This window comes from Enterococcus sp. 5B3_DIV0040 (assembly GCF_002140755.1).
Lineage (GTDB): Bacteria > Bacillota > Bacilli > Lactobacillales > Enterococcaceae > Enterococcus_D > Enterococcus_D casseliflavus.
The window spans coordinates 296,086-310,468 of sequence record NZ_NGLC01000002.1 but is presented as its reverse complement, the minus strand read 5'-3'; the positions used below and the strand labels follow the sequence as shown (position 1 = coordinate 310,468).

12 protein-coding genes are annotated in these 14,383 nt (G+C 43.5%); all 12 read right to left on the bottom strand.

Features of this window, described 5'->3' with window-relative positions; all coding sequences use genetic code 11:
- Window positions 1-222: 222 nt before the first annotated feature.
- On the bottom strand, window positions 223-1,593 hold the full coding sequence (dnaB, locus tag A5883_RS13765) for a replicative DNA helicase (protein ID WP_005226374.1): 1,371 nt from the start codon (window positions 1,591-1,593) through the stop codon (window positions 223-225).
- A 108-nt stretch (window positions 1,594-1,701) separates the two neighbouring features.
- Window positions 1,702-2,154: a 50S ribosomal protein L9 gene (gene rplI, locus A5883_RS13760; protein ID WP_005226371.1), complete on the bottom strand. Its 453-nt coding sequence runs from the start codon at window positions 2,152-2,154 to the stop codon at window positions 1,702-1,704.
- 15 nt (window positions 2,155-2,169) lie between these two features.
- Window positions 2,170-3,618, bottom strand: a complete 1,449-nt coding sequence (locus A5883_RS13755) for a DHH family phosphoesterase (protein ID WP_015508681.1) — start codon at window positions 3,616-3,618, stop codon at window positions 2,170-2,172.
- A 240-nt stretch (window positions 3,619-3,858) separates the two neighbouring features.
- Window positions 3,859-4,095, bottom strand: a complete 237-nt coding sequence (gene rpsR, locus A5883_RS13750) for a 30S ribosomal protein S18 (RefSeq protein ID WP_005226367.1) — start codon at window positions 4,093-4,095, stop codon at window positions 3,859-3,861.
- 23 nt (window positions 4,096-4,118) lie between these two features.
- Window positions 4,119-4,643 (bottom strand): single-stranded DNA-binding protein, encoded by a 525-nt coding sequence (ssb, locus tag A5883_RS13745; RefSeq protein WP_005226365.1) that lies wholly within the window; start codon window positions 4,641-4,643, stop codon window positions 4,119-4,121.
- A gap of 43 nt (window positions 4,644-4,686) precedes the next feature.
- Entirely contained in the window at window positions 4,687-4,986 is a 300-nt protein-coding gene (gene rpsF / locus A5883_RS13740) for a 30S ribosomal protein S6 (protein ID WP_005226363.1), read from the bottom strand.
- A gap of 264 nt (window positions 4,987-5,250) precedes the next feature.
- Entirely contained in the window at window positions 5,251-7,776 is a 2,526-nt protein-coding gene (gene gyrA / locus A5883_RS13735) for a DNA gyrase subunit A (RefSeq protein ID WP_016608933.1), read from the bottom strand.
- Between the two features lie 23 nt (window positions 7,777-7,799).
- Window positions 7,800-9,749: a DNA topoisomerase (ATP-hydrolyzing) subunit B gene (gyrB, locus tag A5883_RS13730; protein WP_005226359.1), complete on the bottom strand. Its 1,950-nt coding sequence runs from the start codon at window positions 9,747-9,749 to the stop codon at window positions 7,800-7,802.
- Between the two features lie 5 nt (window positions 9,750-9,754).
- The gene (gene recF, locus A5883_RS13725) at window positions 9,755-10,867 is read right to left on the bottom strand and encodes a DNA replication/repair protein RecF (protein WP_086338857.1); all 1,113 of its coding nucleotides are present in this window, start codon (window positions 10,865-10,867) and stop codon (window positions 9,755-9,757) included.
- Window positions 10,854-11,093, bottom strand: coding sequence for a S4 domain-containing protein YaaA (gene yaaA / locus A5883_RS13720; protein ID WP_008376781.1), 240 nt, complete (start codon window positions 11,091-11,093; stop codon window positions 10,854-10,856). The genes recF and yaaA overlap by 14 nt, the downstream gene beginning before the upstream one ends.
- Window positions 11,094-11,315: 222 nt before the next feature.
- Window positions 11,316-12,446 (bottom strand): DNA polymerase III subunit beta, encoded by a 1,131-nt coding sequence (dnaN, locus tag A5883_RS13715; protein ID WP_005226354.1) that lies wholly within the window; start codon window positions 12,444-12,446, stop codon window positions 11,316-11,318.
- A 159-nt stretch (window positions 12,447-12,605) separates the two neighbouring features.
- The gene (gene dnaA / locus A5883_RS13710) at window positions 12,606-13,943 is read right to left on the bottom strand and encodes a chromosomal replication initiator protein DnaA (protein ID WP_015508676.1); all 1,338 of its coding nucleotides are present in this window, start codon (window positions 13,941-13,943) and stop codon (window positions 12,606-12,608) included.
- Window positions 13,944-14,383: the final 440 nt, after the last annotated feature.

Here is a 14,383-nt window from a genome sequence, read left to right as displayed (position 1 = left end):
GCATTCCTTAAGTATTGTAACAAGATTCGCAAGCTCTTTCAATCTAAAATCGAATAATCGTTTTAAATTCTCATTTTTCAGGGGTAAAAAACGAACTATTTTCTTTGGAATAATTATTTATACACGTAAAAACGAATAAAGTCGGCACATAAAAAAAGCCCTACTGCCATCAGCGCAATGCAGACGGCAGCAGGAGCCTTGGTTTCTCACATCGTTGGTGTCTTACCCGAACTCTTCTCGTGGCGAGACCGAGGAGAATTTATTGTATTCTTTGATGAATAGAAGTTCGACGGTCCCTCGGGCACCACTCCGGTTTTTCTCAATAATGACTTCGATCACATTGTTGTTTTGTTGTTCTTCTGGTTCATCGTCATCGTCGCCTTCACTGCGGTAGTAGTCATCCCGATACAAGAAAGCAACGATATCGGCATCCTGCTCGATCGATCCTGATTCCCGGATATCACTTAAAACAGGACGTTTGTCTTGTCGCTGTTCCACACCCCGAGAAAGCTGAGACAATGCGATCACCGGCACTTTCAATTCCTTCGCCAGTTTCTTTAATTGGCGAGAGATCTCAGAGACTTCTTGTTGGCGGTTTTCGCGACCCGTTCCTTCAATCAGCTGCAAGTAGTCGATCAAAATCAAGCCGAGATTGCCTTTTTCTTGCGCCAGTTTCCGACAACGTGCCCGAATCTCAGAGATCTTGATCCCAGGGGTATCATCGATATAGATATTGGCGTTAGAAAGACTGCCCATGGCAACGATCAAATTGCGCCACTCTTCTTCTGAGAGCTGCCCCGTCCGCAAGTGACTGGCCTCAATCGAGCCTTCCGCACACAGCATCCGATTGACCAATGATTCAGCCCCCATTTCCAGACTAAAGATCGCTACGGAACGATCGGTTTTCGTTCCGACATTTTGCGCGATATTCAAGGCAAACGCGGTTTTCCCTACCGCGGGGCGGGCAGCGAGAATAATCAGCTCTTCTTTTTGCAGCCCCGCCGTCATTTTGTCTAAAGCCGCATAACCCGTAGGTAATCCGGTGATTTCTTCATTGTTTTGCGCCAACTGATCGATCGTTTCGATCGTCCGATTCAAGACTTCCGCTATCGATTGGAAGCCATTGCTATTGCGCTTTTCGGATACTTCTAAAATACTTTTTTCTGCTTGATCAATGATCGACTGCACATCTTCATCTTGTTCAAAGCCTTTGGTTACGATGCGGCTCGCTGTTTGGATCAGATTGCGTAACGTGGCTTTGTCGTCAACGATCTTCGCATAATAAGCAATACTTGCTGCTGATGGTGAAGCTTGACTCAATTCAGTCAGATACGTCAGGCCGCCAACATCTTCAAGACTGTTGCTTTTTTCAATTTCTGCTTTCAACGTAATCAAGTCGATCGATTCACTACGGTCGTTCAACTGGATCATTGCTTGAAAAATTATTTGATGGCTGCGGCGATAAAAATCTTCTGGGGCGATTACTTCCATTGCATCGATGATCGCATCGGCATCTAAAAAGACTGCCCCTAGGACCGCTTGTTCCGCTTCAATATCTTGTGGGGGAACTTGATTTTGCCAAACTTCATTCATGCCATTCGCTCCTTCGTCCATTCATTCTACAAGATTCCCATCCAAAGTACAAGATTGCTTGGACGTTTGCCGAAAAAAACCCCAACATGTGACTGTTGGGAGTAATGCTTATTCTTGGATGGTATGAACATTGATCGTTGCCGTTACTTGTGGGTGCAATTTTACAGGTACTTGCGTAAAGCCTAATGCACGGATCGGCTGATCCAATTCGATTTTGCGTTTGTCGATCTTTATTTTGTATTGCTTGTTCAAGGCATCTGCGATTTGTTTTGATGGGATCGAACCGAACAAACGGCCATCTTCCCCTGCTTTGGCATTGATTTTCACAACGGTTTCTTCCTTTTCAAGAAGTGCTTTTAACTCTTTCGCTTCTGCTAAGACTTCTGCGTCTTGTTTTTCTTTGGCTTTTTGTTTGCCTTTTAATTCTGCCATGCTTTCATTGTTGGCAGGTTTGGCTAAGTTGTTTTTGATCAGAAAGTTTTGTGCGTAGCCATTAGGGACTTCCTTGATATCGCCTTTTTTGCCTTTGCCTTTGACATCTTGTAAGAAAATAACTTTCATCTTGGTCACTCCTTGTTATTGTTCATTTTTCGTTAATTCCGCTCGCAGCTGGTTTTCTACATCACCAATGCTGCTGTTCTTTATTTGCGTGGCTGCGTTGGTAAAATGTCCGCCGCCGCCTAATGCCTCCATCAAGGTTTGTACATTGACTTTACCAGTGCTTCTAGCACTGATACCGATCAAATCTCCTGGTTGTTTCGTAATGACAAATGCGGCATGGATCCCATTGATCGATAGCAGAGTATCGGCCGCTTTCGCAACGGTGACACTATCGTACACCCGATCTTCATCCGCTGCAGCAATCACGATATCTTCTCGGAAATGCTGGCTGCGAGAAACCAGTTCACTGATCATCAAATAGGAATCGAGATCCGTACTCAACATGTATTGAACCAATGACGTATCTGCGCCTTGGTTTTTCAAATAACCAGCAATATCAAAGGTCCGACCAGTGGTTCGCACCGTGAAGTTCTTCGTATCCACGTAGATGCCCGCTAATAAAGAAGTCGTAATAAATTTCGGGACTTGCGATCTGCGAGAAGCACGATACTGGATTAATTCTGCTACCAGTTCCGATGCCGAAGACGCGGAAGATTCAATATACGTCAATAGTGGCTTATCGGGAAACTCATCCCCGCGACGATGGTGATCGATCACTGCGATTTTGTCAAATTCATCATAGACCGCTTGCGAGATCGACATCGACGGCTTATGGTAATCTACCATCACTAGCACACTTTCTTCATTTGATAAATTAACTGCTTCTTCCCCAGTGATCACAAATCGTTCCAGCTCGGGGTATTTTTTCAATTCTTCCAATGCCCGTTGAATGTCTGCGGTGATCTCTTTTGGATTTAAAATGATGTAGCATTCTTTGTCGCTCATCATCGCCATGTAAGCCACCCCAAAAGCCGAACCTAAGGCATCCATGTCTGGGTAACGATGACCCATGATAAAGATCCGCTGGTTTTCAGCAAAAATCTTTCTCAACGCCGTACTCATGGCACGAGAACGAACACGCGTTCTCTTGGGTGTGCCGTCTGTATTGCCACCAAAGAATTGCGGTTTTGCTTCTTCTTTGGCTTCTTTTAAAACGACTTGATCACCGCCGCGAACTAACGCAATGTCGAGATTGTTTTGTGCCACTTCCCCGATCTCTTCAAAAGACTCTTCCCCATAGGAGATCCCCATACTGATCGTTAATGGCAGATCATTTTTTTCCGCAACTTGCCGTACTCTAGTCAAAAATTGGAATTTTTCTTCCTTCATCCGCTCAATATCTGAATACTTCGCGACGAAAAGAAACCGCTCGGAATTGATTCGTTTGTAAAAAACATGATTCTCACTTGCCCAATCAGAAATCAATGTCGTGATCAGCGAGTTCAAATAAGAAACTTGTTTGTCGTCTTTTTTCTCAATCAAATCATCGTAATTATCAATTGAAATCAACCCAATTGCTGCCATCTTTTTTACCCCTCAATGTATCATTCCATTTTTTTGAAGCTTTGTTCCTTATTTTACCACAAAACAATCAAATAGGCGATTGATGCAAAAAAGTTCCACGTGAAACTTTTTTGGTGAACCAACTAGGAAAAAATTTCTATCATTCGTTATTCTATCTATATATAAAATAACAAGTTACTCTTCGATGGATAAAAAAATTGACAAGCTTCAAAAGAAACTTGTCAATAAAAATCATTCGATTTATTCTTCGCCTACGAATGGAAGTAATCCCATGATACGCGCACGTTTGATTGCAATGGTAAGTTTGCGTTGGTTTTTCGCACCAGTACCAGTTACACGACGTGGTAAGATTTTACCGCGTTCTGAAATGAAACGTTTTAGTAATTCAATATCTTTATAATCGATATGTTCAATATGGTTTGCAGCAATGTAGTCTACTTTACGACGTTTGCGTCCGCCTCTTCTTTGTTGTGCCATCCTATTTCCCTCCTATCAATTTCTTAGAATGGTAAATCATCGTCTGAAATGTCGATTGATGAGTTTCCGAATGGATCGGAGTTGTCTCGATCAAAATTAGGCATTCCTGATGGTTGAGAGGATTGAGTTTGATTTGAGTTATTGTTACCAAATCCAGAAGAACTGTTTGAGTTATACGTATTGTTACTGCCAGATCCGCTATCAGTTGTGCGTCTTTGCTCGGAAGCATTCCGCGACTCTAATAATTGGAAGTTGTCAGCAACGACTTCTGTTACATAAACACGTTGGCCTTGTTGGTTGTCGTATGAACGGGTTTGAATACGTCCAGTAACCCCTAATAAAGTTCCTTTGCGTGCATAGTTTGCTAATGTTTCCGCTGGTTTTCTCCAAATAACACAGTTGATGAAATCAGCTTCGCGCTCTCCACTTTGGTTGGTAAAATTGCGGTTTACCGCCAAGGTAAAGGTTGCGACACCAGTGCCATTAGAAGTGTAACGTAAATCAGGATCTTTGGTTAGTCTTCCTACTAGTACAACATTATTAATCAAAGTTCATCATCTCCTCATCGCTTTTGTTTCATGTGAAACAATATTATGCTTCTTCTTTGACAATCATGTGACGGATAATGTCATCATTGATTTTCGCAAGACGGTCAAACTCGTTGATTGCACTTGCAGTTGTTGAAGAAGAAACTTTAACGATGTGATAGATACCCTCACGGAATCCATCCATTTCATACGCTAGACGGCGTTTTTGCCAATCTTTTGATTCGATAACTTCAGCGCCGTTATCAGTTAAGATTGAGTCAAAACGAGCGATCAATGCGGCTTTTGCTTCTTCATCAATGTTTGGACGAATGATATATAGAATCTCATATTTCGTGTTTTCCATTGATTTTTCACCTCCCTGTGGACTTTGGCCCCTAGTTTTCTAGGAGCAGAGAGAGTGGTCTAATTAGACTACTCACAAATAATTATTATACACTTTTTTCGTCCTTACTGCAAGCTGTTTTTTTGCGTCCCTGCATCTACCCATCACCGCAAACAATCGCTTACACTGATAAATACGTCAGCTGCTGCCGATTTTTTGAAAAAGAATAGGAAGACAGCAAGCTGCAGGTTCGCAGGTTGCTGTCTTCCTAGAAAAACGTATTGCTTATTCTTGTGTATCCGTGGTGTCTTCCGTTGTTTCTTCCACATCTGGTACGTCTTGTACCGCTGTTTCTTCAGCAGTCGCTAGTTCTTCTTCGACTTCTGGTTCAACCGTTGCCATCGTCACTACTTTGGCATTGTTTTCCATCTTCATCAAACGAACCCCTAAGGTTGCCCGACCAGTTTGGGAAACAGTCGCTACATTGAAACGAATCAAGACGCCTTTATCGGTGATCACCATGATGTCTTCCTCACCGCTGACCGTCGTCAAGCCGGCTAATGGACCGTTTTTCGCCGTAATGTTGGCTGTTTTGATCCCTTTTCCGCCACGACCTTTGATTGGGTATTCAGAGCCTTTGGTACGCTTGCCATAGCCGTTCTCAGTGATGACCAAGACTTCACTGTCTTCTGTGATCACTGCAGCGCCTACCACGTAGTCTCCGTCTCTTAGACGAATGCCTCGCACACCAGCAGCTGTTCGGCCCATATCCCGCACAAGGGCTTCTTTGAAGGTCACAGAGTAGCCATCGTGGGTTCCGATGATCACGACATCTTCGCCGTGGGTTTCAATTACATTGACCAACTCATCATTTTCCCGAAGACCGATCGCAATCAGACCATTGGCACGGATATTTGAAAAGGCCGTCACTGAGGTCCGTTTGACCACACCTAGACGCGTCGTGAAGAACAAGTAGCGTCCTTCTTGAGGCCCACCAGAAGCCGAAATGATCGCTTCGATCCGTTCGCTAGAATCGATCCCTAGGAGATTGATCACAGGGATCCCTTTGGCTGCCCGACCATACTCAGGAATTTCATAGCCTTTGGCTTTGTAAACTTTCCCTTTATTGGTGAAGAACAGTAATGTGTCATGAGTCGAACAAGAAACCAACGTCTTCACGAAGTCTTCATCGTGGATCCCCATTCCTTGAACGCCACGTCCGCCGCGGCGTTGTGCACGGAATTCAGACTTAGCTACTCGTTTGATGTACCCATTGTTCGTCAAGGTAATGACGATTTCTTCTTCTTCGATCAAATCTTCATCTTCAAGACTTAAGACTTCCCCAACCAATAATTCAGTCCGGCGATCATCACCAAAGCGTTGGCCTAATTCTTGCAACTCCGTTTGAATGATCTCTAGGACTCGTTGTGGATTTGCTAAAATGTCTGTCAAATCAGCGATAAATTCTAACAAACCTTGGTACTCGTTTTCGATCTTGTCGCGTTCCAAACCAGTCAAGCGACGCAAACGCATATCTAAAATCGCTTGCGCTTGGCGATCGGACAATTTGAAGCGCTCCATCATGCTATTTTTTGCTTCATCATCAGAATTTGATGCTCGGATCAAAGCAATGATCTCATCGATATGATCCAATGCGATCCGTAATCCTTCCAAGATGTGGGCACGAGCTTCTGCTTTGTTTTTATCAAACTGTGTCCGACGAGTCACCACTTCTTGTTGGTGCTCGATGTAGTTTTCTAAAATTCGTTTCAAGCTCAAAATCTTCGGCACGCCTTTTTCAATGGCTAACATATTAAAGCCAAAAGAAGATTGCAGTGCAGTCATTTTGTAGAGATTATTTAAGATCACCGACGCACTGACGTCGCGACGAACGTCGATCACGATCCGCATGCCTTCACGAGACGATTCATCCCGCAGATCGGTGATTCCTTCGATCCGTTTGTCACGGTGCAGCTCAGAGATCCGTTCGATCAACTTCGCTTTATTGACCATATATGGCAATTCAGTCACTAAGATCCGTTCTTTGCCGTTGGGCATTTCAGTCACTTCGACTTTTCCGCGAACAGTGATCGAACCTTTCCCTGTTTCATAGGCACGGCGAATACCGGATTTTCCCATCACGATCCCGCCAGTTGGGAAGTCTGGTCCTGGTAGGACTTCCATCAATTCACTCGTTGTGACTTCTGGATTTTCCATCAATAGATCGATGGCTGCAATGACTTCATTCAAGTTATGAGGCGGGATATTGGTCGCCATCCCAACAGCGATCCCAGTCGTCCCGTTGACCAAAAGGTTCGGGAAGCGGGCAGGTAATACCGCTGGTTCTCGTTCTGTATCATCATAGTTGCTTTGGAAATCAACGGTATCTTTGTTGATGTCCCGCAGCATCTCCATCGCCAGTTTACTCATGCGGGCTTCGGTATACCGCATCGCAGCGGCACCGTCACCATCGACTGAACCAAAGTTTCCGTGGCCATCGACTAGCATGTAGCGATAGCTAAAGGGCTGTGCCATCCGCACCATTGATTCATAGATCGCACTGTCACCATGGGGATGGTATTTCCCCATGACATCGCCGACGATCCGGGCTGATTTTTTATGGGGCTTGTCTGGTGTGACCCCTAATTCATTCATTCCATATAAAATTCGGCGGTGAACCGGCTTTAAGCCATCCCGCACATCTGGTAAAGCCCTAGCAACAATTACACTCATTGCATAATCGATAAAGGACTCGCGCATTTCACTGGTCAGATTGACGTCATGAATATTTTGTTTTGCTTCTTCACTCAAGCTGTTTCCTCCTCTACGATTGGCTAGATGTCAAGATTTTTCACGTAGTGCGCGTTTTCTTCGATAAAGGCCCGTCTTGGTTCGACGCGATCCCCCATCAGCATTTCAAAAATTTGATCGGCTTCTATGGCATCATCTACGCTGACCCGCAGCATCATCCGATTTTCAGGGTCCATCGTGGTTTCCCATAACTGGTGGTCATCCATTTCCCCTAGACCTTTGTAGCGTTGAACCGTTGGTTTTGGTGTCGCAGGCAGTGATTCAATCGTATTTTTCAAATCTTGTTCGGCATTCTTGCCGGGTTGGATATAGTGGATATTTTTCCCTTGTTTGACACCGTACAATGGCGGTTGTGCGATATAGACATAACCAGCTTCAACGATTGGACGCATATAACGATAGAACAGCGTCAAAAGCAGGGTCCGGATATGGGCACCATCGACATCGGCATCGGTCATGATAACTAGCTTGTGGTAACGGGCTTTTGCTACATCAAAATCAGCACCAAACCCAGTTCCCATTGCTGTAAACAATGAACGGATCTCTTCATTTGCTAAGATTTTGTCCATGCTGGCTTTTTCGACATTTAAAATTTTTCCACGGATCGGTAAGATCGCTTGGAATTCGCGACTGCGGCCTTGTTTTGCTGAACCGCCGGCAGAATCTCCTTCGACGATAAACAGTTCGCATTTTTCTGGATCATTACTGGAACAGTCGGCTAATTTCCCAGGTAAGTTACTGATTTCTAACGCACCTTTTCGGCGAGTCATTTCTCGGGCACGTTTGGCTGCTTGACGGGCTTTTGATGCCAAAAGTCCTTTTTCCACGACTTGACGACCCACATTCGGGTTTTCCATCAAGAATTTCGTGAAATGTTCCGAAAAGAGACGATCGGTGACTGTCCGCACTTCGGAATTTCCTAATTTGGTTTTCGTTTGTCCCTCAAACTGAGGATCTGGATGCTTGATAGAGATAACTGCCGTCAATCCTTCCCGAACATCTTCTCCGGTCAGGTTTTCGTCGTTTTCTTTCATCAATTTTGACTTGCGGGCGTAATCATTGATCACCCGTGTCAAGGCAGTCTTAAACCCGAATTCATGGGTTCCGCCTTCATAGGTATGGATGTTGTTGGCAAAACTCAACAGGTTGCTGTGGTAGCTATCGGTATATTGCATGGAAACTTCAACCGTGATTCCTTGTTGTTCTCCTTCTAAGTAGATCGGATCTGGGAAAATCACTGTCTTACTTGCATTCAAATGCTCCACATAGCTCTTGATCCCGCCATCGTAATGATATTCTTTCAAGACGGGTTTTTCTTCCCGTTTGTCTTCGATCGAGATTTTTAAGCCACGGTTCAAGAAGGCTAATTCCCGAACCCGTGTCGCTAATTTATCAAAATTGAATACGGTTGTTTCCGTAAAGATCTCTGGATCCGGAACAAAGTGGACGGTCGTTCCGTGGCGGTCGGTTTCATCGATCACTTTCAAGTCATCAACGACTGCCCCACGATGGTATTCTTGATAATACACTTTGCCTTCTTTATAGACTTTTACGTCTAAAGTCGTGGATAACGCATTAACGACGGAGGAACCTACCCCGTGCAGTCCACCAGATACTTTGTAGCCGCCACCGCCGAATTTCCCGCCGGCATGCAGGATCGTAAAGACGGTTTCTACCGCTGGACGGCCTGTTTTGGCTTGGATATCAACGGGGATCCCCCGACCGTCATCGACGACCGTAATACTATTATCTGGTTCAATGATCACTTGAATACTTGAGGCAAAGCCTGCTAGTGCTTCATCGATCGAGTTATCGACGATTTCCCATACTAAGTGGTGCAAACCTTCTGAACTGGTAGAACCAATATACATCCCAGGTCGTTTGCGGACGGCTTCTAGTCCTTCCAGCACTTGGATCTGACTGGCATCATAGGCTTTTGCACGTTCAACTAAGCTTTTTTCTTCTTCTGTCATTCAGTCTATTCTCCTTTAATATGTCCTTGCTCTACATAAAAAATCTCTGCTTCCACAGACATTTTGTCTTTCACATGTTCTAATGTCGTCGTTGTCAGAAAGGTCTGAACTTTTCCTTCAATGGTCTCCAATAAATGCAGTTGTCGGGAATCATCCAGCTCACTCATAACGTCATCTAATAAAAGGACGGGATATTCCCCCGTTTCTTCTTTCATCAAATCGATTTCTGCCAATTTAACACTTAAGGCGGTCGTTCGCTGCTGTCCTTGCGAACCAAAGGTCTGAACATTTTTCTCATTGATCAAAAAATCCAGATCGTCTCGATGGGGACCTGCCAACGTGACTTGCCGAAATCGTTCACGGTCTTTGACTTGTGCCAAGGCTTTGACAAATTGCTGTTGGATCTCCTCCAGCGCACTCGCCTCACCGGGCACATTCGATAAGTAGTCGATCTGCAAGGTTTCTTTTCCTTGGCTGATCTTTTGGTGCAGTTGATTTGCCCAATACGCCAAGCGCTGAACAAATCGTTGTCTGGCTAAAATGATTTTACTGCCGAAAGCCACCAGCTGTTCCGTTAAAACATCTAAATAGATCTCATCGGTCTGTTTTTTTTCGTTCAGCTGTTTTAAGTATTGATTGCGCTGTTTCAAAACGGATTGGTATTGAACGAGATCATAAAGATAGATTGGATCGATCTGCCCTATTTCCATATCGAGAAATTTGCGGCGGACTTGGGGACTTCCTTTTACAAGGGAGAGGTCTTCTGGAGCAAATAAAATGACATTCAACTGCCCTATGTAACTACTGAGCTTTTTTTGCTCAATGTGGTTTACTTTCGTTTTTCGTCCTTTTTTTGACAAAAACAGTTCTAACGGGATCGTTGAGCGTCCCCGACTGACACTGCCAGAGATCCGCGCCCCTTCTGTGTCCCAGCGGATAAGCTCTTGCTCGCTGGAGGTGCGGTGGCTTTTGGTCATCGCCAATACATAGATGCTTTCTAAAATATTGGTTTTTCCTTGCGCGTTTTCGCCTAAAAAAATGACCAGACCTTTCTCAAAAGTCAGTGTCAGCGAATCATAGTTCCGATAATTGCTTAAATGCAACTCATTCAGCCGCATCGGCGTCTTCCTTCTTCACCATAAAAAAAGTACCTTCATCAGGTAGCTCAACACGCATTCCCGCATACAATTTGCGCCCTCGTCGATTTTCTGGCTCGCCGTCGACAAAAACGGTGTGCTCTGCAAGGTACCATTTCGCTTGGCCGCCGCTGCTGATCACACTGACTTCTTTGAGCATTTGTCCAAGTGTCATGTATTCCGTTTCTAACGGTATTTGCATTTTCATAATTCCCCTCAATTCTATCAAAGAGCGTTTAGCTCTATTATACTCTTTTTTTGCCAAGAAAACAAATTCATCGGCATATTTTTCATTCTCAGAAGACTTACTGCTTTTAGACAAAAAAGAAGCCTAAATAGAAAAAAGGGCTTAAAAACGATTTTAAGCCCTTTTAACTCATTTATTCATTTTCAGATGATTGTTTCAACTTTTTTCAAAAGACATGAAAAACTAGTTGGTTCGCACCGGTGTGATCAGCTGGATAAAGCTGCCTTTGCTCTCTGTTGGCTCCAATGTAAAGGGACGGATCGCTGAGATAAAGCGGATCACGATGCTCGTGTCACCAAATGCTCGGAGGGCTGCTTTCATATAGTCAGGATTGAAAGAGATCTCTAATGGGTCGCCGGTCACTTTTTCAAAAGAAAGATCTTCTTCGACTTTCCCGATTTCTGGTGAGTTTCCATATAAGACAACGGCTTCTTCGGAGATCGCCAAACGTACGATGTTGTTACGGCCTTCATGAGAAAGCAATGACGCCCGTTCGATGGCTTGTAACAATTCTGGGACAGAAAATTCAATCTCAGTATTGAAGCTTGAAGGAATCAGACGGTTGGTATCTGGGTAAGTTCCTTCCAATAAACGAGAATAGAATTTCATGGTTTTCGTTTGGAACAACACTTGGTTATCCATAATGCTGATTTGGATCGCTTCTTCTTCATCTGTTAAGGAACGAGAAAGTTCCGTTAAGCTTTTGCCAGGAATCACGATGTTGAAGGCTGTTTCTCCGCTTTCCAATGGAATCACCCGTTGGCTCAAACGGTGTGAGTCCGTCGCAACAGCTAATAATTTTTGATTTTCTAAGACAAAGTGGACCCCAGTCAAGATCGGACGGCTTTCGTGTTGCGAAACCGCAAAGACTGTTTCACTAACGACCTTATTCAATACGTGCGCTGGAATCTCGATCGAATCTTGACTTTCGACAACTGGTAAATGTGGATAACTATCGGCATCCAAGCCGTTGACGGTAAAGTTGGCTTTTCCAGAAGTGATCGCTACTTGATTATTGTCTAAAACTTCTAACGTTAAGGTACTTTCAGGTAAACGACGAACAATTTCGCTGAAGAAACGTGCTTGTAAAACGATCGCTCCTGTTTTTTCGATTTGCATTTGCGCTTTTTCGTTTTCCACACTTAAAAAAGTTTCAATGGAAATATCGGCGTTGCTCCCAGTCATGGTCAATCCTTTTTCGGAAAGGGATAATTTTACTCCAGTTAAGATCGGGATGGTGGTTTTGGTTGAAATCGCCCGTTGGACAGTTTGTAATTCTTGCATGAACTCTGTTCGGTTTAAAGTTAGCTTCATAGCGATACTCCTTTAATTTATAGTTATTAAATAAAAGTAATAGTAGTAATAGGCTTGTTAGTAATGTGGATAACTCGAGAAAAGAGTGATTAGACTAACGAAAATGCCTGTGAATAACTTGTGGACAACTTTTTTGGTTCTTCTTTTCTTATCCACAGATCAGCTGAAGAGGATTTGTTTGATTTCAGCGATCTCATTTTTGATCGTGGGATCTGTTTCGACTAAATGCTGAATTTTTTCATGGGCATGAATGACCGTTGTATGGTCTTTGCCGCCAAATTCGCCGCCGATTTTTGGTAAAGAACTATCGGTCAATTCTCGAGAGAGATACATCGCGATCTGGCGTGGGACAACGATGCCTTTGACCCGTTTTTTCCCTTTTAGATCATTGACATGAATGTGATAGTATTTTGCGACTTCTTCTTGGATCTGCAAAATCGAAACTTGGGTCGAGCCATGGCTTGATTTCAAGGCTTTGATGGCTTCAGCTGCCAAGCTCGTTGTAATGTCTGAGTTTTGCATCGTAGCAAAAGCTTGCACCCGCACGAGTGCTCCTTCAAGTTCTCGGATATTCGAATCGATCTGCCCAGCGATATAACTTAAGGTATCGTCGGGGATCTCCAAGCGTTCGGCTTCGGCTTTTTTCCGCAAAATCGCAGTCCGCGTCTCTAGATCCGGCGGGGTGATATCAACGGATAAGCCCCAAGCAAAACGGGAAACCAAACGTTCCGGCAAAGTCGGGATCTCATTTGGCAAACGATCACTTGTCAGGACGATCTGTTTATTATTGCGATACAGTTCTTCGAAGGTATTAAAGAATTCTTCTTGGGTTCCTTCTTTATTGACTAAGAATTGAATATCATCCACCAGCAAAAGATCAACATTGCGGTATTCGTTTCGAAAATCTTCCATTTTGTTCTTTTGAATAGAAGTAATGAAATCATTGGTGAAATTTTCACTACTAACGTACTTGATTTTAGCATTGGGACGTTTCAGCAACATTTGATGACCGATCGCGTGCATCAAGTGGGTTTTCCCTAAACCAACGCCACCATAGAAGAACAGCGGATTATAAATAGACCCAGGATCTTCTGCAACAACTAAAGCAGCAGCGTGGGCCATCTGATTGCCTTTCCCGATGACAAAGGTATCAAATGTGTATTTTTCATTTAAGATCGATTTCGGCGGCCGCTCGTTTTCTTCTGCAGCTGTTTGAATAGTAGAAGGGGCTGTTTTTAAAGCTTCTGCTTCTTCGACAGTCACAAAACTAGGAATCAATTCTTCACCAGTTTTCATAAATCCCATTTCAACAATTTTGGCAGCTAGATTTTTTTCCCAATAAGATTTATGAAGATCGCTGGGTACTTCGATCAGCAGCTGATTTTTTTCAAACGACAAGACATTGGCAGTCTCGATCCAAGCACTATAACTGGCCGGATTCAGCTCTTCTTTAAAGGAACGTTGAAGATCTTGCCAAATAGAATCAGCAGATGGCATAAATTGTCCTCCTATAACTAAGAATAGATATAACTAAAATAGCACGGATTGAAAAAGTTTTCCACAGATTACGATAAAAAAGGTTAGAAAAAAATACTTTTCCACAAAACGGGATAAAAGAAAAATGGAAATGCACATGTTCGAAATTCGACTATCCACAGGTAGAAAAAGAATGTGCATAACTATAAAAAAATCTCCTTTATCCACAGATCGATGTGAAGATCACGCCTTGATAACACTAGGTTTTAGGGAAGTTATCAACAGTTAAAAAAGTGATTGTGGAAAACTTTTCTACAGGCTGTTTGTTTGTGGAAAAAGCCAAAATAACTCTGGGGAAAAAGTTATCCACAAAAATTGACTATAAACAGCAAACCCACACAAATCAAAGGGATTGTGGATAAAGAATGCCTGATTTTGAGCAAACTTCTTATTGACAAACT